This is a genomic window from Fulvivirga maritima, assembly GCF_021389955.1.
Lineage (GTDB): Bacteria > Bacteroidota > Bacteroidia > Cytophagales > Cyclobacteriaceae > Fulvivirga > Fulvivirga maritima.
Window position 1 is genome coordinate 2,442,856 of sequence record NZ_CP089980.1, and the last position, 21,560, is coordinate 2,464,415.

General features: G+C 38.1%; 21 protein-coding genes. 12 read left to right on the forward strand and 9 right to left on the reverse strand.

Features of this window, described 5'->3' with window-relative positions:
* Nucleotides 1-7: 7 nt before the first annotated feature.
* The gene (locus tag LVD15_RS10335; RefSeq protein ID WP_233780211.1) at nt 8-268 is read right to left on the reverse strand and encodes a hypothetical protein; all 261 of its coding nucleotides are present in this window, start codon (nt 266-268) and stop codon (nt 8-10) included.
* 511 nt (nt 269-779) lie between these two features.
* On the opposite strand from LVD15_RS10335, the gene LVD15_RS10340 reads away from it, so the two are divergent.
* Both LVD15_RS10340 and LVD15_RS10345 read left to right on the forward strand, forming a co-directional pair.
* On the forward strand, nt 780-1,859 hold the full coding sequence (locus LVD15_RS10340) for an acyltransferase family protein (protein ID WP_233780213.1): 1,080 nt from the start codon (nt 780-782) through the stop codon (nt 1,857-1,859).
* Between the two features lie 146 nt (nt 1,860-2,005).
* On the forward strand, nt 2,006-2,644 hold the full coding sequence (locus LVD15_RS10345; protein WP_233780214.1) for a porin family protein: 639 nt from the start codon (nt 2,006-2,008) through the stop codon (nt 2,642-2,644).
* A 77-nt stretch (nt 2,645-2,721) separates the two neighbouring features.
* Here LVD15_RS10345 and LVD15_RS10350 read toward each other — a convergent pair whose 3' ends face one another.
* The 3 genes from LVD15_RS10350 to LVD15_RS10360 form a co-directional block, all read right to left on the reverse strand.
* Nucleotides 2,722-3,183 (reverse strand): bactofilin family protein, encoded by a 462-nt coding sequence (locus LVD15_RS10350; RefSeq protein WP_233780216.1) that lies wholly within the window; start codon nt 3,181-3,183, stop codon nt 2,722-2,724.
* Nucleotides 3,184-3,298: 115 nt separating this feature from the next.
* Complete coding sequence (locus LVD15_RS10355) at nt 3,299-4,546, reverse strand: cation:proton antiporter (RefSeq protein WP_233780218.1); 1,248 nt, start codon at nt 4,544-4,546, stop codon at nt 3,299-3,301.
* Complete coding sequence (locus LVD15_RS10360; RefSeq protein WP_233780220.1) at nt 4,539-5,384, reverse strand: universal stress protein; 846 nt, start codon at nt 5,382-5,384, stop codon at nt 4,539-4,541. The genes LVD15_RS10355 and LVD15_RS10360 overlap by 8 nt, the downstream gene beginning before the upstream one ends.
* Nucleotides 5,385-5,498: 114 nt before the next feature.
* Between LVD15_RS10360 and LVD15_RS10365 the strand changes: the two genes are divergently transcribed.
* Entirely contained in the window at nt 5,499-5,834 is a 336-nt protein-coding gene (locus LVD15_RS10365) for an MGMT family protein (RefSeq protein WP_233780222.1), read from the forward strand.
* A 151-nt stretch (nt 5,835-5,985) separates the two neighbouring features.
* Nucleotides 5,986-6,321 carry a rhodanese-like domain-containing protein gene (locus LVD15_RS10370; protein WP_233780224.1) on the forward strand — a complete coding sequence of 112 codons (336 nt, stop codon included), beginning with the start codon at nt 5,986-5,988 and terminating at the stop codon, nt 6,319-6,321.
* Nucleotides 6,322-6,773: 452 nt separating this feature from the next.
* Here LVD15_RS10370 and LVD15_RS10375 read toward each other — a convergent pair whose 3' ends face one another.
* Nucleotides 6,774-8,237 carry a sodium:solute symporter gene (locus tag LVD15_RS10375; RefSeq protein ID WP_233780226.1) on the reverse strand — a complete coding sequence of 488 codons (1,464 nt, stop codon included), beginning with the start codon at nt 8,235-8,237 and terminating at the stop codon, nt 6,774-6,776.
* 73 nt (nt 8,238-8,310) lie between these two features.
* On the opposite strand from LVD15_RS10375, the gene LVD15_RS10380 reads away from it, so the two are divergent.
* The 4 genes from LVD15_RS10380 (at nt 8,311) to LVD15_RS10395 (ending at nt 11,718) form a co-directional block, all read left to right on the forward strand.
* Nucleotides 8,311-8,586: an ATP-dependent Clp protease adaptor ClpS gene (locus LVD15_RS10380; protein ID WP_233780228.1), complete on the forward strand. Its 276-nt coding sequence runs from the start codon at nt 8,311-8,313 to the stop codon at nt 8,584-8,586.
* Nucleotides 8,587-8,714: 128 nt separating this feature from the next.
* Nucleotides 8,715-9,329, forward strand: a complete 615-nt coding sequence (gene recR, locus LVD15_RS10385; RefSeq protein WP_233780230.1) for a recombination mediator RecR — start codon at nt 8,715-8,717, stop codon at nt 9,327-9,329.
* A gap of 183 nt (nt 9,330-9,512) precedes the next feature.
* Nucleotides 9,513-10,724, forward strand: a complete 1,212-nt coding sequence (locus tag LVD15_RS10390; protein WP_233780232.1) for a pyridoxal phosphate-dependent aminotransferase — start codon at nt 9,513-9,515, stop codon at nt 10,722-10,724.
* Nucleotide 10,725: 1 nt separating this feature from the next.
* Nucleotides 10,726-11,718 carry a bifunctional heptose 7-phosphate kinase/heptose 1-phosphate adenyltransferase gene (locus tag LVD15_RS10395; RefSeq protein ID WP_233780235.1) on the forward strand — a complete coding sequence of 331 codons (993 nt, stop codon included), beginning with the start codon at nt 10,726-10,728 and terminating at the stop codon, nt 11,716-11,718.
* A 177-nt stretch (nt 11,719-11,895) separates the two neighbouring features.
* Here LVD15_RS10395 and LVD15_RS10400 read toward each other — a convergent pair whose 3' ends face one another.
* Nucleotides 11,896-13,113: a carboxypeptidase-like regulatory domain-containing protein gene (locus LVD15_RS10400; RefSeq protein ID WP_233780237.1), complete on the reverse strand. Its 1,218-nt coding sequence runs from the start codon at nt 13,111-13,113 to the stop codon at nt 11,896-11,898.
* A 222-nt stretch (nt 13,114-13,335) separates the two neighbouring features.
* Between LVD15_RS10400 and LVD15_RS10405 the strand changes: the two genes are divergently transcribed.
* Both LVD15_RS10405 and LVD15_RS10410 read left to right on the forward strand, forming a co-directional pair.
* A complete protein-coding gene (locus tag LVD15_RS10405) occupies nt 13,336-14,448 on the forward strand; it encodes a sensor histidine kinase (RefSeq protein ID WP_233780239.1) in 1,113 nt (370 codons plus the stop codon).
* 24 nt (nt 14,449-14,472) lie between these two features.
* Nucleotides 14,473-15,222, forward strand: coding sequence for a LytR/AlgR family response regulator transcription factor (locus LVD15_RS10410; protein ID WP_233780241.1), 750 nt, complete (start codon nt 14,473-14,475; stop codon nt 15,220-15,222).
* Here LVD15_RS10410 and LVD15_RS10415 read toward each other — a convergent pair whose 3' ends face one another.
* Nucleotides 15,223-15,768: a hypothetical protein gene (locus tag LVD15_RS10415; protein ID WP_233780243.1), complete on the reverse strand. Its 546-nt coding sequence runs from the start codon at nt 15,766-15,768 to the stop codon at nt 15,223-15,225.
* Between the two features lie 193 nt (nt 15,769-15,961).
* Between LVD15_RS10415 and LVD15_RS10420 the strand changes: the two genes are divergently transcribed.
* Nucleotides 15,962-17,668: an alanine/glycine:cation symporter family protein gene (locus LVD15_RS10420; protein ID WP_233780245.1), complete on the forward strand. Its 1,707-nt coding sequence runs from the start codon at nt 15,962-15,964 to the stop codon at nt 17,666-17,668.
* Nucleotides 17,669-17,671: 3 nt separating this feature from the next.
* Here the strand turns inward: LVD15_RS10420 and LVD15_RS10425 are convergent, their stop codons facing one another.
* Together LVD15_RS10425 and LVD15_RS10430 are read right to left on the reverse strand one after the other, a co-directional pair.
* Nucleotides 17,672-19,015 (reverse strand): energy transducer TonB, encoded by a 1,344-nt coding sequence (locus tag LVD15_RS10425; protein ID WP_233780247.1) that lies wholly within the window; start codon nt 19,013-19,015, stop codon nt 17,672-17,674.
* Nucleotides 19,005-19,580, reverse strand: coding sequence for an RNA polymerase sigma factor (locus tag LVD15_RS10430; RefSeq protein WP_233780249.1), 576 nt, complete (start codon nt 19,578-19,580; stop codon nt 19,005-19,007). The genes LVD15_RS10425 and LVD15_RS10430 overlap by 11 nt, the downstream gene beginning before the upstream one ends.
* Before the next feature lie 102 nt (nt 19,581-19,682).
* On the opposite strand from LVD15_RS10430, the gene LVD15_RS10435 reads away from it, so the two are divergent.
* Nucleotides 19,683-21,512: a vWA domain-containing protein gene (locus tag LVD15_RS10435; RefSeq protein ID WP_233780251.1), complete on the forward strand. Its 1,830-nt coding sequence runs from the start codon at nt 19,683-19,685 to the stop codon at nt 21,510-21,512.
* The last annotated feature ends 48 nt before the right edge of the window (nt 21,513-21,560 follow it).

Consider the following 21,560-nt stretch of genomic DNA (forward strand, 5'->3'; position numbering starts at 1 on the left):
GCTTAACTTACTGTCCAATCAAATGTAGCAGGTCCAAAGGTATTTTATGATAAACGAAAAACAAACCTGTGGTAGAGTCATCTATCCATTTAAATGAATGAACTTTTAGCTCTTCCACTTCTTCTTTTGAAGGTTTATCAAAATTTATAGAGTCTAATTCTTCTCTTAATGTGAGTAAAGTGGAATCAGTAGTAGAATAATCTGTAGAGAAATCATATCTAAAAAAAGCATCCTTAAATATTACTATTTGATCTCTAGACAACTCCATAACTGTCTTTTTTGGCTCTTGATCTGTACATGAATATAGGAAGAAGCAAACTACAGTAAATATTAAACCTTTATACCTCATCAATACCCTCCTTCTCTTTTTTTCATCACCGCTTCTTTTGTGTGGAATTCTTTCCTTAATCGTACTGTGTTCATAAAGCATCCTTTTCATACAAAAAAACAATTTATTTTATATTCAATGTAGTTTAAAAGATGAAATTGGTTTAATCTTCCCACTTCGTCCAAGGTTATAAATAAAGCCTAGCGCACGTGTCCGCTTGGGTCTTATCTAGCATGCGTAGCGAGTGCTATAGGTATAGTGGCCTCTCATAAAGTCTAGCTTGGTAGCAATAGATTGCGGGTGAAATATCCATGGGCATTTGTAATACTATTTCTTGGTTTTGTAAATAGGTCAGAGGAGATTATCTTGGTCATAATCATAATAGGAGGAGGCTATGAGGTGGTTGGTTATGGTTATTAATCTATTTTAACTGCTAAACCTATTTCTGAAATTGACGAAACCTGACCGATTACTTTCTTTAGATGTTTTTAGGGGCATTACCATAGTGGCTATGCTTATAGTAAATGATCCTGGCTCCTGGAGTTATATTTACCCGCCTTTAGAGCATGCATCCTGGCATGGATGCACTCCTACAGATCTCGTGTTTCCCTTCTTTTTGTTTATTGTAGGTGTTTCCATAAGTCTATCATTAAAAAAGGCGAGGTATGAGAAGGAGCATCATAGTAGCCGAATTGGGCATATTATTAAGCGGAGTATAATACTTTTTGGCATTGGTTTATTTCTCAATGCTTTTCCTTTTTTTCATTTAGAAAGCATTCGTATTCCCGGGGTGCTGCAGCGGATCGCCATTGTATTTTTAGTTTGTGCTGTGCTCTTTCTGAAAACAAGTTGGAAGTCTCAAGTGATTATTTCCATTATTGTGTTGCTGCTGTATTGGCTTCTAATGGCGGTATTTCCTATGCCTTATAATCAAAATTTGCTTCCGGGAGATAATTTAGCCGCACATATAGATGCTTATTTTCTATCGGGGCATATGTGGTCGTCTACTAAAACCTGGGATCCGGAGGGGCTTATGAGTACCTTCCCGGCCATTGTAACAGGTGTAATTGGAATGTTGGCAGGGCAGTGGTTACAACTAAAGCAAAGCAAAGAAACGGTGGTCATAGGCCTGTTTGTGGTTGGAAATGTGTTAATAGTCCTTGGCTTGTTTTGGGATATGACCTTTCCTATTAACAAAAGCTTATGGACTAGCTCTTATGTGTTGTACGCCGGCGGCATTGCATTAAATTTTCTTGCCATTTTGTACTGGTTGCTAGATGTTAAAATGTGGAGGAGCGTATTTTGGTTGCCTTTTAAAGCATTCGGGGTCAACGCTATTTTTGCTTTCATATTTGGGGTGTTACTTTCGTATGCTTTTGGTTATACTATCCAGGTGCCTTTATTTCAATTCTTAAAAACCATAACCGGAAACCCGAAACTAAGCTCATTGATCTATGCGCTGTTTTTTGTCTGTGTTACTTTTATCCCGGTATGGATTCTGTATAAAAAGAAGATTTTTCTAAAAGTGTAGGATGAGGCATCGGAGTCTACATTTTTGAGTAAAGTATTTCTCAATAATTCTTGCAAATACCTTCTAAAACGGCCTCAGTGGCTCAAAAATGCCATTTGGCATAGTTGTTTCATTTAGTCAGTCAAAATCAAACGTAAACTAAAAATATGAAACAAATTAATTTTAAACTAGGAATTGTGGCTGTCTTGTTAATGTTGGTAGGTGTTAAACAAGCGAGTGCTCAGGAGGCGAGATCTGGTATAAAAGGTGGTTTAAACTTAAGTAATTTATATGTAGATGATGTAGATGATGAGAGTGTAAGAGTAGGTTTTAGTGCCGGTGTTTATACTCAGTTAATGCTTGGAGAATCATTCGCTATTCAGCCAGAATTGTTATACTCTACTAAGGGAGCAAGTACTGAGTATGGAAGTAATGACCTTTTTGATATTAACGGAGAAGCCGATTTCAACCTAAACTACATTGAATTGCCTGTGTTGGCTACTTTTAAGCTAGGTGATGCAGTGGATATTAATGTTGGTCCTTATGTGTCTTATCTGGTAGGTGCTAGTATAGATTCTGATGATGACTTATTTGGTGAAAATAGTTATGATCTTGATAGAGATGACTTTAAGAAATTTGACTACGGTTTAGCAGGTGGAATAGGATTTAACTTCTCAGCTATAACTGTAGGTGCAAGGTATAACTACGGTCTTGCAGAGATCGCTGATAGTGATGAAGCAGACACTTTTTTAGGAGATGCTAAAAACTCATCGGCTACAGTATTTGTTGCTTTTAACTTGCAGTAACAACGACTCGAGATAAAATTGAATGCAATACATTTGAAGAAGCCTTTTGATAGAAATGTCAAAAGGCTTTTTTAATTTCATTTAGTAGTGCTTTCTACTTTAGTGGTAGATGAAGAAGAGGATAAACTATTGTTATTACTCTGTTCAAATTCAATTTTTTTTACGGCTTTGCCCATGTTGCATTTTCCATCAAATTTAGCTCCGGCTTCTACTACTAGTTTATTAGTTATAATATCGCCTTTAATACTACAATTTGGCTTTAAAATTAAAAGGTCAGAAACTTCTACCGAGCCTTTTACTTCTCCTTCAATTTCAGCTACCTGAGAGAGAATGTTGCCTTCTATAATAGCCGATTGACCTACCGCTACTTTAGATTTAGACCGCACATCACCAATAATTCTGCCCTCGACCCTAAGGTTACCATAGGTCTCAATGTTGCCAGAAAAGGTGCTGCCTTTACCTATTATGTTGTTAGAATTAATAAACTCCTGAGAAGATTTGTCTTCTCTTCCTTTCACTTGATTATTCTTATTAAACATGAGTCACTTTTTTATCTAAGGTATAGAATGGAATTAATTGTAACTACCAGATGTCTGTAGTTAGCAGTAATACTAGGTTAAATACAAAATTCTAAGATTATTGGTTTTCAATATGTTAGTTTTTTGTTGGGACAAATTTTAAGCAATATTTCATCAGTGGAGCCGATGCAATTATGGTTACTACTACCATCACCAATATGGCTACAAAAATCTCATCAGTAATCAGTCCTTCGTTTAGTGCTATGGCTCCTAAAATTACTTCTAAAGTGCCGTGGGTGTTCATGCCAAAGCCTACTGCCATAGATTCGTATTTTGATAAACCACCCATTCTTGCACCCACCGTGGCTCCAAGTACTTTGAATATAAAGGCCAGCACCAGTAGCACTAATATAATCTGTAAGTTAAAGGCTGAAATAAAGTCAATACCAAGCCCTATGGAAATGAAAAATAGCGGGGCAAAGATGTTATTGATAAACTGATGGATAATTTCTTTGGCTCTTTCTGATAGATGCTTGGAGTCTCCTAAGGCTACACCTATTATAAAGGCACCGAAAATGCTGTGAATACCTATGTATTCTGTAAAGGCGGCACCTAAAAAGCAAATGGCTAATGATAGTGACAGCAAGCCGCCGGGCCAGGCAAGTCTTTTGTTGATCCAGGGAAGAGCCTTGTTAATCAGTCCCTTGCCTACAGTGAGCATAAGTACGGTAAATCCTATAGATATCCATATAGTTTTGCTAAGGCTTAGAGACTCTGAGTTGCTGCCCATCATGTTCAGGATAATGGTGAATATAATCCACCCCACCAGGTCTATAATCATGGCAGAGGCAATGATGAGCATTCCCATTCTGGTTTTAAAAACTTCCAGATCCATGAGCACACGAGCTACTACGGGCAGAGCAGTGATAGCCATTACAGTACCGATGAACATAGCAAAAACGAGCTGTTTGCTTTGATCAGTGTAATCAAATATTTCAGGAAAGAACCAGGTAACAATAAAGCCAGCCACAAAAGGTACTATTAAAGATACTAAGCTCACGTACAAGGCTTGCTTTCCTTGCTGCCAAACAATGTGAAGATCTACTTCCAGACCAGCAATAAATAATAGAAGTACTACCGCTATTTGTATAAAGCCATCTAGCACTACGGCAGAGGCTCCGGAGGTAGGGAATAACATTTCAAATGCCTCAGGGGTGAAATTTCCTAATATGGTAGGCCCAAGAATAATCCCGGCCAATATTTCTCCTACTACAGCAGGCTGTTTAAACTTTCTGGCTAGCTCAGCCATAAGTCGCCCTAAGCTAAGCATAACGCATAGCTGTATGAGTAGGTTGATTACTTCACTGTGGTTAAGCTTATCCATTCTTTCTCTTTGGGTTAACAATAAGGATGTCGCAAGGTAAGTCAGCGAAGATATACTCTAGATCATGCGGAAATACTCTGTCGAAAATACCCATTTTTCTATTCGGCGCGCCTACTATAAGCAAGTCCGACTTGGTGCGGTTGCAAAAGTTGGCCAGTTCAAAGCCTGATTTACCGGAAATAACTTTTATGTTGATTTTTAAGCCTTTGGTGTCTACTTCTTTAAGAATGTCCTCTACTATCTTAATCTCTTCGTTTACCAGATTTTTGCGTATTTCTGATAGTTCATCTTCGGTTCTTTCGCTGCTTACAGACATGGCGAGGCCATATAGTTTTATTTCTCTTACTATATGTAGCTGAGCGGTACTCTGTATCTTGCCTATATAGGTGCCCACTTTTATAGCTTGCGTAGCATACGGACTGTCCTCAGCGTGTATCACCATTCTTTGAGAAGGATTACTCTTTAATGATGGTTCGGTGAGCATCAGTACTGAGCAATCAGCTTTTCTTAGTATTTTTCTGGCTATAGACCCCAGATAGTAGTTAATAAAATCTTCTTTTTTCAGAGCTCCAGCCACGAGCAGGTCTACTTTCTCCTTTTTGCAAACCGATAGTATGCGTTTAGCCGGATCGCCAGATTCCCATATCACTTTTATATTTTCCTGTAGGCCGGCCTCTTTTAAGCTGCTTTCCATTTTCATGTCATCTTCCTGGGTATGGCTGCCCACATGGATGATGATCAGCTCACTATCAAAGAGCTGTTGTATGCGATTGGCTTCAGCCAGCAAAGTTTGTAGGCGAGGAGAAAAAGCTATGGCTATGGCTATTCGTTCAAACATATTGTTACTTTACGGATACACCTAAAATAATGATTTTAAATTAACTTACTAATTGTTCACTTTACTAACTACCAATTAATTTGTGTAGTATATGTAAATGACTATTAAAAAATTATGGCGGATAAAGGGAGCTTTTTTGAAGATGTATATGATGTGGTGCGCCTTATTCCTGAAGGGCGTGTTACCAGTTACGGAGCTATAGCTCATTACCTGGGAGCAGTTAAAAGTGCGCGTATGGTGGGCTGGGCTATGAATGCCGCCCATGGCTTAGATGATGTGCCGGCTCATAGAGTAGTTAACAGAAAAGGCATGCTGTCAGGCAAAGCTCATTTTGATCCTCCCGAAAAAATGCAACAGGCCTTAGAAGAAGAAGGTGTGAAAGTGAAAGATGATGCTATTCAGGACTTTACCACAGTATTTTGGGATCCCTCCGAAGAACTTTCTGTTTAATCCCAGAATTGGAAGAGTATTCCTGTTTTTGTATCTAATGGCATTATACTAGATGTAATAAATTGCCTTTAAATGAAGAATTTATGCGTTGGCATAATCTTAGGTAATAGACTACATATTATTTTTAATCGCTATTATTTAAGTAAAATTTATGAAGGCTTTCAGGAATTTGAATTCTCAGGAATTCGTTGAGCTTTATAATTCTACTCCATTTGCGGTACTTTTAGATGTAAGAACTGAAAAGGAATTTAAGCAAGAGGCCTTTAAGAGTGCTCTTAATATTCCTTCAACACAACTGGATGAATTGAAGAAGCTGGATAAGAGTAAATCTTATTTTATCCACTGCAGAATGGGAGGAAGAAGTGCTATGGTTTCTATGATTATGGCACAAGAGGGGTTTAGCCATATTTATAATCTGAATGAAGAGTTTAGTAAGCTACAAGCTCTGAGTATTAACGGAGATTTGAGAATTAGAAAAGTTTCCTAAAATGAGACGGATTGTGTTAAAAGAAGGTGTTGTAGGCTTATTTGAGGTTGATTTGTTCTTTGGCACACCAGTTGTTATCTCATTATTAGGTTTAGGTTGATTAATAGAGCTGTATATTTTTCGTTTTTAGTTGGTTTTAATATACAGCTTAGAGCCGCCCTCTGGTAAAGGGCGGCTTTTTCTTTTATTGATTAAATCTTGTAATATATTAAGTGCGTTTCAGATGAGGGATATGAGAAATAATCATTTTTGGGTCGAAATCTCAAAATGAAACTACAAAACCTAAAATGGGAGAAAGTAGAGATTTGAAACCTCTAAATTACGTTTTTTAGCCACTTTTTGCTGTTGGCACACCAATTGACTTATAGTTAAACGTTAGGTTTAGGTTAAAATAAGCTGTAGTTGTATTTAGTTGGTTTTAAGATTTACAGCTTATGAAGCCGCCTTTGTGGTTAGGGGCGGCTTTTCTTTTTTACTAACATCAACAATCCCACAAAAGTAAAAGCTCCATTCAGGATTAATATCTCAAAACCGAATTCGTAGCCTCCGAGTAATTCCTTAGAATAATTGTTTATAAGTAAGGATAAAATAGGAGATATGATACATACCAATGGTACCCATTTGTCTTTAATATCCATTTTAGTAAACAGGCCGAAAGAATAAAGTCCCAATAGTGGTCCATAAGTATAGCCCGCAGCTTTAAATACCGAGCTTATTACAGCTTCATTATTAATTTGCTTGAAAATAATAATCACCAGGAATAGTATAAACGAAAAGCTTAAATGAACCATAAGCCTTGTTTTCTTTTGTTTTTGCTGGGTTTCAGGAGAATCGTCTTGCGGGTTGAAGTTGATGAAGTCTACACAAAACGAAGTGGTGAGGGCGGTAAGTGCAGAGTCAGCGCTACTATAGGCTGCAGCTATAATTCCTAATAGAAATACTACGCCAGCAAATAACGTAAAATGGTTCAGAGCCAATAATGGGAATAAGTCATCTGACTTTTCTGGTATGGCTATGCCATTAGCGTTTGCATACATGTATAAAAGGGCTCCCATGGTGAGGAAGAGTAAATTTACAAATACCAAAATGATTGAGAACCAAAACATGTTTTTCTGAGCCTCACCTATGCTTTTGCAGGTTAGGTTCTTTTGCATCATATCCTGATCAAGGCCAGTCATTACTATTGCAATAAAAGCTCCTGAAAAGAACTGCTTAAAGAAATTGTTGCCGCTTTTCCAATCCCAAAAAAAGACTTTTGAATATTCACTGCTTTCTACTGCGCTGATCATATCGCCTACAGAAAGCTTTAAGTCCTGGCTGATTAGATAAATAACAGTAACTACCGCTGTTATCATAAATAATGTTTGTAAAGTGTCTGTCCATACAATGGTTTTTATACCACTCCTAAAAGTGTAAATCCAGATCAGCGCTATTGTAACTAGTACGGTAACAGAAAAGTCTACACCCAACTGACGAAAAACGGCAAACTGCAATACCCCAGCCACAAGAAATAGTCTGAATGATGAGCCTACTATACGAGAAATTATAAAGTAGAAGGCTCCTGTTTTGTATGACCAAAACCCAAAACGCTGCTGCAGGTATTCGTAAATAGAAGTAAGGTTCAGTTTATAGTAGAGAGGCATGAGTACGGTTCCTATTACCAGATAGCCGACTAGGTAGCCCAGTACCACCTGCATATAGCCAAACTGAGTAGATGCCACCCAGCCCGGTATGGATACGAAAGTGACTCCTGAAAGTGAAGCGCCAATCATTCCAAAGGCTACCAGGTACCAGGGAGATTGCCTGTTAGCGGTGAAGAATGTTTTGGAATCCGTGTTTTTTCCTGTAATGAAGGAGATAAGGATTAATACTGCAAAATAGATTGCAATGACAGATAATACTAGGGTTGGGGTCATAAAATGTGCTCTAATTCGGGCTAAAGTTCTAATTTTTTTTTTACTTTTGGCAAGTAACGCTAAAGCTCACTTTATGGATTTTGGATATAAAGAAGAAGAATTAGTTGATGTTTTAGAGGATGTGGAGGGTGTACGTGACCTCATGGTGTTCAATGATGACGTGAATACTTTTGATCACGTAATCGAAACATTGGTGAGAGTATGCAAGCACAGTACTACTCAGGCTGAGCAGTGCGCATATATTATCCACTACACTGGCAAATGCTCTGTGAAAAAAGGTGCTTTTGCTGATCTTAAGCCTATGAAAGAGGCTATTTGTGAGGTGGGTATCGATGCTCAGGTAGTCTAACCATTCCTTTATTAAGTCAAAAATGCTATTACCCCTGATTGAAAGCAGGGGGTGGGAAGCGTTTATCTAAATTAAATCATTCTACCTTGTCTTTTTTGTAGGTGCAAGTCTTGTATCTTTGAGGTGATATGGAATACCCTTCTAAATTAATAGAGCAGGCCGTGGAAGAAATTTCTAAGCTTCCAGGCATAGGAAAAAAAACAGCACTGAGGTTGGCTCTTTATTTATTAAAGGAATCTGAAGATCAGACGCTTGCCCTTTCTCATGCGCTCAATGAGCTGAGACAAAACATTCGCTATTGTAAATACTGTCATAACATCTCTGATGATGATGTGTGTAATATCTGTGCCAGCCACAGACGCGATAAATCTATCATTTGTGTGGTGGAAGATACCAGAGATGTGATGGCCATTGAGAACACCTCGCAATATACTGGCTTGTATCATGTGCTGGGTGGGGTAATCTCTCCAATAGAAGGAGTAGGCCCTTCAGATCTGAATATAGATGCTCTGGTAAATAGAGTAAAAGATGCTCAGGGCGGAGTGAAAGAAGTGATTTTTGCGCTGAGCTCTACTATGGAAGGAGATACCACCACTTTTTATCTAACCAAAAAGCTTAAAGAATACCAAGTGTCATTAAGTACCATCGCCAGAGGTATACCTATTGGAGGTGAGCTTGAGTACGCAGATGAAATAACTCTTGGCAGAAGTATTTTGAGTAGGACTGCTTACGCAAAAGACTGATGCAGAAGGTGACACGATCTTTATTTTAATAATTTTTGTTAAATCATAATTATTAGATTTAAATAAAGAGTTTCATTGAACGTTCACCTATCAATATCGGGGGTTCATTAAAAGTATTTCAATTTTGTGGTAACTCTTTGGTAGAATCTATACTTTTGACCCGTTTTTAAAAATAAAATTAAAATGAGTGAATTACTAACCTTTCAATTGTCTGACAGAATTGCAAACATGGAAGAATCCGCAACTTTAGCTATGGCAGCTAAGGCCAGGGAATTTAAGTCCAAGGGAATAAATGTTATTAGTCTTAGCCTGGGAGAGCCTGACTTCAAGACCCCTAAGCATATTCAAGATGGAGCCAAACAGGCGATTGATGAAGGTAAGTACTTTGCCTATCCTCCAGTACCTGGTTATCAGGATCTGAGAGAGGCTATCGTTAAGAAATTTAAAGAAGAAAATAACATCTCTTATCAGCCGGAAAACATAGTAGTATCTAATGGTGCTAAGCAGTCTATTGCTAACGTTATGTTTGCCTTGCTTAATCCTGGAGATGAAGTGGTAGTGTACTCTCCTTACTGGGTAAGCTATTCTGCACTTATTCAACTAGCAGAAGGTAAGCCCGTGTTTATTAAAGGAGGAATAGAAAATGAATTTAAAGCCTCTGCTCAGCAATTAAGAGAGGCTATTACTGATAAAACAAAAGCGGTAATCTTTTCATCTCCATGTAACCCTACAGGTTCTGTATTTACCAGAAAAGAGCTTGAAGAAATGTCTCAGGTTATACTTGAGCATGATAATATCATGGTTATTGCTGATGAAATTTATGAGCACATCAACTATACTGAAGAGAAAGTGAGCATCGCTTCTCTACCTGGTATGGTAGATAGAACTGTAACTGTAAACGGTTTTGCTAAAGGTTTCGCTATGACCGGCTGGAGAGTAGGTTATATAGGAGCACCTGCATGGTTAGCTAAAGGCTGTACTAAAATGCAAGGACAGTTTACTTCTGCTAACTGCTCTATAGCTCAGAGAGCTGCACTTACTGCACTTACTAGTGATCTAGGTCCTACTTTTGAAATGAAAAAGGCCTATGAAGAGCGTAGACAATTAGTATTTGATCTGCTATCTGATATACCTGGCATTAAAACTAATATGCCTAAAGGAGCTTTTTACTTCTTTCCAGATGTAAGCAGCTATTTCGGTAAATCAGCTGATGGCGTTCAAATAAACAATGCTTCAGAGCTTTGTATGTACATTTTAGATAAAGCGCATGTTTCTTTAGTTACAGGAGAAGCCTTTGGAGATCCTAACTGTATCCGTTTATCTTATGCAGCATCTGAGGCAGAGTTGAAAGAAGCTCTTAAGAAAATTAAAGAAGTGTTGAGCCTATTATCATAAAATGTCGTACCGCTCAGTAGAAGAGATATTCGAGTCATTTAATAAACTAAAGGTATTAATTATAGGCGATGTTATGGTAGACGCCTATATATGGGGAGTGGTGGAGAGAATTTCTCCTGAAGCTCCCGTGCCTGTAGTGAGAACCACAAAGAGAGATTTTAGACTGGGCGGTGCAGCTAATGTGGCGCTGAATGTTCAATCATTAGGTGCCACTCCTTTATTATGTGCCGTAGTAGGTGATGATGATAGTGGTAAAAGATTTATTGGCCGGCTCGAAGAAAAGGTTATTTCTGCAGAAGGAATAGTAGTGAGCAGTAGCCGACCCACTACCGTTAAGACCAGGGTGATGAGCGCTCACCAGCACGTAGTGAGGGTAGATGAGGAGACAGACGCCTTACTTAATAAAAAAGAAGAAGCCGCTGTAGCGCAAAAAATTGAAGAGCTAATGCAGCAGGCCGATGTGGTGATCTTTGAAGATTATGACAAGGGTGTGCTCAGCAAAGGGCTTATTAGTAAGACCGTGGAGCTGGCTCGTGCCAAAGGAATACCTACCGTGGTGGACCCAAAAAAGAGAAACTTTCTGCACTATAAAAAGGTCACATTCTTTAAGCCTAACTTAAAGGAGCTGAAAGAAGGTCTGAAAGTGGATTTTGAAAAGCATGATCAAAAGGCCATTGAAAAATCTGTAGAGCAGCTCACTCAAAAACTTGAGAGCGAAGGTAGCCTGATAACACTTTCTGAAAGAGGTGTTTTTATATCCTATAAAGGCGAAAAACACTTAGTGCCTGCTCATATGAGAGAAATATCTGATGTTTCTGGTGCCGGTGATACTGTAATAAGTATAGCAGCTATGTGTGTGGCTCTGGGTTTACCACCATTTTTAATAGCCGCATTATCTAATCTGGGTGGAGGCTTGGTGTGTGAGCACATAGGTGTAGTGCCCATTAATAAAACTTCCCTTTTAAAAGAAGCTTCAAAACAAGGCTGGATCTAAAGCCTTTGTTAAAACCAATGGATTTAAAACAAAAAACATCCGCGGCCCTTGGCTCACGGATGTTTCTGTTGTCTATAGTTGGCTTTAATTGATACTAAGTACGTGTTTTCCTTTCAAACAGGGAAGTACTGATCGTCGGAGTGATTTTTTGTGACGTCGAGTGGCTGTATTTACCGATCAATAATCGAATTGATCTTCCAAATCCCCCTGTTTTTCTAAATCGGCCATTATTTCTTTATCCAGCGGTGTATCCTTAATTACGTTGTAGTTTTCCCAAAAGCTTTTGTTATACTTTTCGTCCTGATACTGGAGGCCGTATCTTCTCATCTTTTTAGTATTCGCTATGCGATGCTCTGGCGAGGTATGGATTTTATTGATGAGCAGTTCCTGATAGAGCTCCGTTTCAAACTTTAAAGTATCTGTTTTAGCATCATACCAGTTAACTTTAGAGATTAGCTTCATATAGTTGAGGTACATTTTACCTTCATATTCCTTAAAGTCAATCACCTTTTTATCACTGATGTATTTACTTACCGCTTTGTTTTTTCTTTTTATGATGTAGTCTTTAGGGTAGCGCTGATCCAGCTCCAGTCTTATGATAGCATATGACTTGGTATCGATATAAAGTTTTAAGGTATAATCCTTATTAGCAGCCACCACAAAAACCCGATGTCCATTATAATAGGTAATCCGTTCTCTTTTGAAATTCTTATAGAAGCCCTCGGTTTCAGGGAATTGACGATATCTTATATTGTTATTGAGTAGCAGATCTTCTAAAAGATTGTTTTGGTCAAAATAGTTAGTGAACTTATTATTATATCCAAAACTTTTTCTCACTTCTATAAGTGCCACGCGTTCTCTAAGGCGGTATTTATTTCTGGGTTCTTTGTAATCTTCATCATAAATTTTCACGGCAGCTTCCAGTAATGAATAATAAGTGCCTCCAATTTTTTTCAGGTCACGGTAAAAACCGTCCAGAAGAAAGGGCGTGGTGGGGTAGTTCTGATCTATTCTGGAAAATGCGATGCCTACAATATCACCACCACTGAGAGAATCCTGAATAACAATTTCATCTAGTAGCTGTACTGCTTTTTTGAGCGCAAATATTATTGTATCTTGTTGAGGAAGGCTACGGATATTGGTTTCAACATTTTCATACCCGAGCATTCTTATAACCAATAATTTATTTTTATAATCTGCAGGTATATGGAAGTCAAACTCACCCAGTGCGTTAGAAACCGTGCTAATAGATTCTCCTTTAATACCTACAGAGGCAAAGACGAGAGGATCATTGGTCTCTTCGTCTACTATTTTACCAGATATGGTTATAGTAGCCTGAGCTTGAGCTAGAACGGGTGATAAAAGTAATAATATTAGAAAGCAAAGCAGGCGCATACGATTATTTGCGATAGAACTTAAAGCCACATGTGACAAATATCAAAACGAAACCACAATTAATCAATATATAATCTCCTTATATTAAATCAAAATGATTGGTTTGCAAGTTTTTAATTATAATGATGTATTATAAAAAACGTCTTGAATAGATAAAGTTATATCTTTGAGTTTAACTTTAATTCTTTTTATTGAATTTATATTGAATAAAAATATTCCATCTTGAGAATTATAGAGAAGATACCCAGGATTTGGAAGATTGCCTATTTACTGATATGCGCCTGGTATGCTATTAATTATACCATAGGCTCTATTATGAAATGGCAGATACTGCAGCCATATAATAATGCAGTGCTGTGGAATGGGTTTTATCTTTTTGAGGCTATTTGTATTCTTATAGCCCTGACTTTTATCTATAGTAATTGGCTTTTTAAATTTCGTCTGCCTTTTCAGGTAGCAGGGCATATGTGCGGACTGGTCGTGTATTTTATGATCATAAGCTATTTTTCCTACTACTTTGATTATTATTTAGACGGAAGAGTTTATTTAGACGACTGGAAAGAGTACATGCAGGATCTGCTCAGCTTTGAAGCTATGCGGTTTTATGATCAGTACTTAATTACAGTGGCCGTGTATTACGTTATCCGGTATTTTGAAAGCCTGCAGAGGAAAGATCAGGAGAAGAGTGAGTTAGCCTTAAAAAATAAGGAGATGGAACTTTCTTTACTGAAATCACAGATTAATCCGCACTTTCTTTTTAATACGCTGAACTCTATCAGTACGCTAATCAGCTCAAATAAAGAGAAAGCAAGGAAAGTGATCACCCAACTTTCTGATGTTTTCAGGTATGCTTTGGATTCACATTCAGGGCAGAATGTCAGGCTTATTCATGAGCTGGATTTTATTGAAAATTATTTAAAGATACAGCAAGTGCGATTTGGCGAAAGATTACGTTATGTAACTGATGTTGAATCTACTTGTTTAAGTGTGGAAATACCGCCGATGGTATTGCAGCCGTTAGTAGAAAATTCAGTGAAGTATGGCATAGGTCCTAAAGAAGATGGAGGTACCATTTGGATGATTGTAAAACGGACTGAATTTGGAATCTACTTTGAAATTACTGATGACGGACTTGGGATTAATGCAAAGAAGGTGCTTGATGGGAAGTCATCAGGAGTAGGTCTCAAAAATTCTGATAAGAGATTGCAGAGTACTTTTGGGAAGTCTGCTTGTCTGCATATTAATGCAGGTAAATATGGTTATTCTGTTAGCTTTACTTTACCCTCTAACTGGGAAGAAGTGAGAGATAAACAGAGAAAACTGGAAGCGGTGTAAAGAAATTATTAAATTGAAGAACTTATGAAGATAGATTGCTTAGTTATAGATGATGAAAAATTGGCCCGGGATTTATTATTAGAATTTCTGGAGCCATACCCTGAAATAGAGGTGATAGCCGAGTGCTCTAAGGGCCAGGAGGCGGTAGAGAAAATAGATAAGCTAAAGCCTAAACTTATATTTTTGGATGTTCAAATGCCAGGTATGAACGGTTTTGATGTGCTTGAGGCTATTACCCACAAGCCATATGTGATCTTTACCACGGCATATGATCAGTATGCGATACAGGCGTTTGATAAAAATGCAGTTGATTATGTGTTGAAGCCTTTGGATGAGGAGCGGTTTAAGCTAGCCATAAAAAGAGCAACTGACAGAATATCAGCAGAGAAGTCAAATGTGGAAGACATATTGATGAACCTGCAAACTAATAAAAAGGAAGACGAGCAGTATAGCAGCCATCTCTTTGTGCAGAAATCTGAGAAGTTACTTAATCTGGATGTAAATGATATTGTGCATCTTGAAGCTTCAGGTGATTATACTGTGCTTACCACTAAGAATGATCAGTATTTGAGTTCTTCCGGTATTGGTAAGTTGGAAGAAAAGCTGGATCCTAATAAGTTCATAAGAATACACCGCTCTACCATTATTAACCTTAGCTATCTGAAAGAAATAGAGAAGCACTTTAATGGAGGCTTAATTGTGAAGATGGAGAATGGAAAGAGCTTCCCTGTAAGTAGAACTTATGCTAAGCAGATAAGGAAAAAAGTAGTCTGATTACTGACTACTTAGTTTATCTTTTATCAAAGTAGCCTCATCAGCAGTACTTACTTCTGGTGAGGACATATAGGTTACTATATAATCTACGATATCCTGACCCAACTCCTTTACATTGAGTTGGTCTAGATTTGCCATAATCACTTTTTTATCTTCCTTTATATTCTTGCTCATGCCCATGTAGCTGGGTATACTTCTTTGAATATAAAGTCTTAAAAAGCGTATTTCCAAATTATCATCATCTTCAGAAACGGCTTCAGAAAGTAAAGATTCACTTTCTCTTAGGTAAGAATATTTGCTAACCGGGTTCCAGCTGTATTTGGCAATCAGGGCTTCAGAAGCTGCCAGATAGGCCTTTATCACTGGCGATTTAGAATCCATATCTTCTATGGTATCATGAAACTCCCAGCATTTGTCCAGATCAAAGTCTGAATAGAAAAGGTCTTCTCTAATAGACTTAATATCACCATCTTTAGGCTGTGCGTAGAGGTGATGCGAAGTGCACAGAAGCACTAGCGCAAGGATGAGTGATAGGTGTTTTTTCAACTTTACAAATACTTAATAATTTTTTAAAACGGCCTTCATTTTAGAAAGTTTGCAACTTTAGTGATTTTTTGATTTACATCATACACATTATTTTCAGTTTGTACCTCATACGGCTCCGCATGCATAAAAAAACTTTGTTGTCTTGATTTATTTATTAGATTTGCCAACCTATCCTAAACTATAAACTTAAAGCATGCAGACACTTAACGATTTTCTTGTTCTAATTGATAGCTACATAGGTAGTGCTTGGTGGTTTCCATACGCCTTATTAGGAACAGGACTTTTCTTCACTCTTTACCTTGGTTTTCCTCAAATTAGATATTTTGGCCACGCCCTTCGCATAGTTACCGGTAAGTATGACAAAGACGGTGATCAGGGAGATGCCACTCACTTTCAGGCATTAGCTACCGCACTTTCTGGTACAGTAGGTACGGGAAATATAGGAGGGGTAGCACTGGCTATTCACCTTGGCGGTCCCGGAGCTCTGTTTTGGATGCTCATCACAGCCTTCTTAGGTATGACCACCAAATTTGTAGAAGTAACACTTTCTCACAAATACCGAGAAAAGGATGAAACAGGCAGAATTGCTGGTGGACCTATGTATTATATGAAGAATGCAGAGTTTAAGATGTTCGGTAAGAAATTTCACTTAGGATGGCTCGGAGGTATATTCGCATTCGCAACTATTCTTTCTTCTTTCGGTACAGGTAACTTACCTCAAATTAACCAGATAGCCAGTTCTATTTTTGCTTCTTTTGGATTAACACAATGGATCACAGGAGCTGTGTTATCCGTGATTTTGGCTTTGGTAATATTGGGCGGTATTAAAAGGATTGTTAAGGTTACTGAAAAGTTAGTGCCTGGTATGGCTATACTATATTTCTTAGGCGCATTAGCAGTTATATTCACTAACTATGAAAATATAGTGCCTTCATTTATCTCTATTTTTGAAGATGTACTTACCGGTTCTGCAGCTGCAGGAGGTTTCTTAGGGGCTAATTTTGCCTTTGCCTTTAACAGAGGTGTAAACAGAGGCCTTTTTTCTAATGAGGCTGGTCAGGGTTCTGCGCCTATTGCTCACGCCGCAGCCAAAGCGCATGAGCCTGTATCTGAAGGTATGGTAGCTATTTTAGAGCCATTTATTGATACTATTATTATCTGTACACTTACTGGTTTGGTGCTATTGTCTTCTGGCGCATGGAAAGATAAAGTTCACAATCAGTTTGAATATACAGAACTTGATATCCTCACCTCTAAGTTTGATGAAACTAAACCTGAAGATCGTAAGAAGCTTTATGACTACTTAGTGAATGATCAGGAAATGACTAAGTATACTGGTGATTTGGAGATTAAGGATGGTGAAATAATTAGTGATGTTACTTTAGTGCATTCACGTTCATTTGCTGACAATGTAGAGGTGCTTGGTGCTGATGGTCCTTACACTGGAGTATTGAAAGTAGAAGATGGAGATGTGATAGATCCGGACAGGTCTATAGCTTTCTGGGGAGAGTCGCTTGTACACAGTGCACCACTTACCGCGGAGGCCTTTAGAAGAAGCTTCTTAGGTAAATACGGAGAGTATATTGTAACCTTTGGGTTGCTCTTGTTTGCCTTCTCTACCGCTATTTCCTGGTCTTATTATGGAGATAGAGCTACTACCTTCTTATTCGGCAGTAAATACATAGTAGTTTATAGAATATTGTATATAGTAGGGTTCTTCCTGGCGTCGTTTGCTGATACCACTATAATATGGACGCTCTCAGGTATTACCATCGCGCTCATGACATTACCTAACTTAATAGGAATATTGCTTTTGAGCAAAGAAATGAAAACTACGGTAAAAGAATACTGGGAGGACTTTAAAACAGGTTGGCCTGATGATAAAGATTCTAAAAAATAATATTTAAGGCGTGGGGTTAAATTTGATTTTAACCTTCACGTTTTCCTTTTCAGAAACAGAATTGCGGCTAGCCGGTTTCCAGGCTGGCCCTTCTTTTATCAGGCGTATGGCCTCATCATCATAAGCTTTGCCTAGGCTCTTCTTTATTTCAAAATTAGATAGCTCACCATCGGCTACTACATCGAAGGTGATCACTACATTGCCTTTTAAGCTGTCTTTTGGGTACTGAATATTTTCTTCAATATATTGTTCAAAAGCATCCATGCCGCCTTCGGGCTCTACTTTGCTATACGATTTTGCTCTTTTTGTCTTACCATAGCCAGTAACCACTACTTCAGAAAGTTGTGCTATCTCATTCTTAAGTTCTACATCTATCTCACTTTGATCATCAATGGAGATCTCCTTAGAAGTAAGACCTATAGAGCTAAAAATCAGTGATCTGGACTGAATGTTATCAGGAGAGACAATGGTATATTCTCCGTTAGTGTCTGAAATTGTGCCGGTAGAGGTGCCCGCTATAATTACATTAACACCGGCCAGTGGAGATCCATTCTCATCTTTTATGACTCCTGTGATTACTTTAGGGAAGTTTTCTTTAGGAGTTTTATTAGGTAAGGGTTCTTTCACATCGGCGGAGGCCTTTACTAATTCATTACTTGGGATGCGTGTGCCGGTGAGCCTGCCTTGTAAGTTGGGAGTGGGAGCTATGAGGGTGTCAGCTTCAAAAGCAATTTCTGAAAGCTCAGCTTCTTCAACATCTAGCGTACTTACTTTAGGAGGTGCTGGTGTAGCTTCATCTTTTGATAATATTCTTTTTCTGGCTTTGATGGCTGGTTGAGAAGCAGCAGCAGGTGCTTGTGGCTCTATGCTTTCTTCTTCTATAGGTTCAGCGGCTAACGGCGTCTTTTGTAAGGCCAGTAAGGAATCGCTATTATCTTGTTCTGAAGTGTTTTGAGCAGGCTCTTGGTCTTCTGTTGTTTCCTTTTTTTCTAGCGAAGAATCACTGTTTTGGGCGGTGTTTTCTTGAGTAGGTACCCCTTCATATTGAAAAACGAAAGTGAGGGCAACTGCTATCAGAAGGAGAGAAGCGGCTACTTTTAGCCAGATAGGGAAGGTTTTTTTCTTGGTTTTAATGCGCGAATCTAGCTGTTGGTTAAGCGCTTGGAGGTCATTAGGCATATTTCCATCATACTGCTCAAAGCCTTCCATAGCTTCGGCTTCAAAGTCATTATTGAGCATAAGTTTTTCCACCCTGTTTCTTTCCATATGAGAAAGCTCATCATTGAGGTATTTCTCCATGAGTTCAGGGGTGAGTAAATCTTCAGTATGGTGATTATTATCTTTCACTATTCTTCTCCATGCATATTTTTAAATTCCTTTTACCGTTTTGAATATAGCTTTTTACCTTTTTTAAATCATAGGCTGTGGCTACTTCTACTTCTTTATATGATTTGTTTTCAAGATAAAACAATTCTATACACCTTTTCTGTTCATTTTGAAGTTCTTCTATACATTTTTCTAATTCCTGAAGATTATCCTCCAAAAGGGGCTCATCATTATGATGCACCATTAGGTCAGATTCCACATGAGTGGTGTCAATATCTTTGTTAGTTTGTTGATTTTTATATTTAGCAGACCTAAGCTGCATTAAACAGTGATTTTTGGTAAGCACATAAAGCCAGCTTTTAAAATTATCCACTTCCTGAGTTTGTAATTTCTCCACCAGCTTCTCGAAGATCTGCATAACCGCATCCTGACTTTCTTCTCTGTTTTTGAAATACTTAAGGCAGACACCATATACCAGATGCATATATTTTTTAAATAGCACGCCAAGAACCTGCATATCTCCTGAGTTTTTATACTCGAGAATAAGCGGAGCATCTTCATGTATGTCGGCTATTTGTTTTGGCATGTATTTGATCTTGCAGCTTTAAACTTAAAAAAAATCATTGGCATTTATGGAAAATTTTATGGCGCTGCATCCTAGGAGTAAGTTTCATTTAAATGTAGAGTCATGAAGAATATTATTATTGTTTGTTTATTGCTGATGAGCAGTATGCTTTACGGGCAGAAAAAAGTAACCGGAGAGGTGATAGATGCTAATGATGGTAGCCCTATGCCTGGTGTAAGTGTAATAATTAAGGGTAATACAGTTGGAGTTTACACAGATGTAGCCGGAAGATATGAGATAGAAGTGAACTCAGAAAACGAGCTTGTATTTTCTTTTGTGGGATATAAAACTAAAGAAGTGCAGGTAGGAACCAAGTCAGTAATTAATGTGGCTTTAGAAACCGATGAAGCTGAGTTAGAAGAAGTGATTGTTGCCGGTTATAGTCAGAAGAGCAAAGGGGTGACCAGGGCAATTAGCGGTGTGTTTAAAAGAAGGTCTCCAGCTCCTGCTTATGAGCCACAGCCTGTTGAATATAATACTGAAGGGTACAGTGCAATAGAAGAAAATGTATTTAAAGACGCATTTAAAAATCCATTATCTACTTTTAGTATTGATGTAGATGCGGCATCTTATAGTAATGTGCGTCGGTTTTTAAGTAATGGGCAGATGCCACCTAAAGACGCAGTGAGGGTTGAAGAGATGATAAATTACTTCAATTATGATTATACCGAGCCTACAGGAGATGATCCTTTTTCTATAAACGCAGAAATATCTTCGGCGCCATGGAATGACAAGCATAAGCTAGTTCATATTGGCTTGCAAGGGAAGAATATACCGGTAGATGATTTGCCGGCCGTCAATCTCGTGTTTTTAGTAGATGTTTCTGGTTCTATGAGTAGTGCTAATAAATTGCCTTTACTTAAATCATCTTTTAAAATGTTAACGCAGCAATTGCGCCCTCAGGATAGGGTAGCTATTGTAGTGTATGCTGGTGCTGCAGGCGTGGTACTTCCTTCTACTGCCGGTGATCAGAAAGATAAAATATTGAAAGCTCTTGATGGCTTGGAGTCAGGAGGTTCCACAGCGGGTGGTGAAGGTATAAAACTGGCCTACAAAGTGGCAAAAGAGAATTTTATTGAAGATGGCAATAATAGGGTGATTTTAGCTACCGATGGCGATTTTAATGTGGGGGAATCTAGTGATGCTCAGATGCAGCGCCTGATAGAAGAAAAGCGAGAGGATGGTATTTTCTTAACAGCACTAGGCTTTGGAATGGGCAATTATAAAGATTCCAAAATGGAGACTTTGGCGGATAAGGGCAATGGTAATTATGCTTACATTGATAATATACTAGAAGCAAAAAAAGTACTGGTAAGCGAGTTTGGTGGTACACTATTTACCATAGCCAAAGATGTGAAAATACAGGTGGAGTTTAACCCCGCAAAAGTAAAAGCATATAGATTAATTGGCTATGAAAATAGGCAGCTTAATGATGAAGATTTTAATGACGATAAAAAAGATGCAGGTGAGCTTGGTGCGGGACATACGGTTACAGCCCTATATGAAGTTATTCCGGCGGGAGTTAATAGCGAATTCTCTCCTATTGATGATCTAAAGTATCAGAAAAATGAATTATCTCAAAGTGCTGAAAGTTCTGATGAATTACTAACGGTAAAGCTGAGATACAAAGAGCCAAAGGGAAGCAAAAGTAAACTGATATCCACTGCCTTGAAAGATGAACAAATGAAATTAGAGGATACTTCTGATAATTTTAGATGGTCTGCGGCTATAGCTGGTTTCGGTATGTTGCTAAGAGAATCTGAATATGCTAATGATTTGAATTATCAGGAAGTTTTAGATATGGCCAAGTCAGCCAAAGGAAATGATGAAGAGGGCTACAGAACAGAGTTTATTCATTTGCTGAAAAGCTGTATGCTAATGGCTAGAAAGTGATATAAAAAAAGAGCATCTGACCGCTAGATGCTCTTTTTAGTTACCTAA

Coding starts and splice junctions, on each gene's coding strand:
- LVD15_RS10335 (WP_233780211.1), bottom strand. CDS start 268: ATGGAGTTGTCTAGAGATCAAATAGTAATATTTAAGGATGCTTTTTTT.
- LVD15_RS10345 (WP_233780214.1), top strand. CDS start 2,006: ATGAAACAAATTAATTTTAAACTAGGAATTGTGGCTGTCTTGTTAATG.
- LVD15_RS10350 (WP_233780216.1), bottom strand. CDS start 3,183: ATGTTTAATAAGAATAATCAAGTGAAAGGAAGAGAAGACAAATCTTCT.
- LVD15_RS10355 (WP_233780218.1), bottom strand. CDS start 4,546: ATGGATAAGCTTAACCACAGTGAAGTAATCAACCTACTCATACAGCTA.
- LVD15_RS10360 (WP_233780220.1), bottom strand. CDS start 5,384: ATGTTTGAACGAATAGCCATAGCCATAGCTTTTTCTCCTCGCCTACAA.
- LVD15_RS10365 (WP_233780222.1), top strand. CDS start 5,499: ATGGCGGATAAAGGGAGCTTTTTTGAAGATGTATATGATGTGGTGCGC.
- LVD15_RS10370 (WP_233780224.1), top strand. CDS start 5,986: ATGAAGGCTTTCAGGAATTTGAATTCTCAGGAATTCGTTGAGCTTTAT.
- LVD15_RS10375 (WP_233780226.1), bottom strand. CDS start 8,237: ATGACCCCAACCCTAGTATTATCTGTCATTGCAATCTATTTTGCAGTA.
- LVD15_RS10380 (WP_233780228.1), top strand. CDS start 8,311: ATGGATTTTGGATATAAAGAAGAAGAATTAGTTGATGTTTTAGAGGAT.
- recR (WP_233780230.1), top strand. CDS start 8,715: ATGGAATACCCTTCTAAATTAATAGAGCAGGCCGTGGAAGAAATTTCT.
- LVD15_RS10390 (WP_233780232.1), top strand. CDS start 9,513: ATGAGTGAATTACTAACCTTTCAATTGTCTGACAGAATTGCAAACATG.
- LVD15_RS10395 (WP_233780235.1), top strand. CDS start 10,726: ATGTCGTACCGCTCAGTAGAAGAGATATTCGAGTCATTTAATAAACTA.
- LVD15_RS10400 (WP_233780237.1), bottom strand. CDS start 13,113: ATGCGCCTGCTTTGCTTTCTAATATTATTACTTTTATCACCCGTTCTA.
- LVD15_RS10410 (WP_233780241.1), top strand. CDS start 14,473: ATGAAGATAGATTGCTTAGTTATAGATGATGAAAAATTGGCCCGGGAT.
- LVD15_RS10420 (WP_233780245.1), top strand. CDS start 15,962: ATGCAGACACTTAACGATTTTCTTGTTCTAATTGATAGCTACATAGGT.
- LVD15_RS10430 (WP_233780249.1), bottom strand. CDS start 19,580: ATGCCAAAACAAATAGCCGACATACATGAAGATGCTCCGCTTATTCTC.
- LVD15_RS10435 (WP_233780251.1), top strand. CDS start 19,683: ATGAAGAATATTATTATTGTTTGTTTATTGCTGATGAGCAGTATGCTT.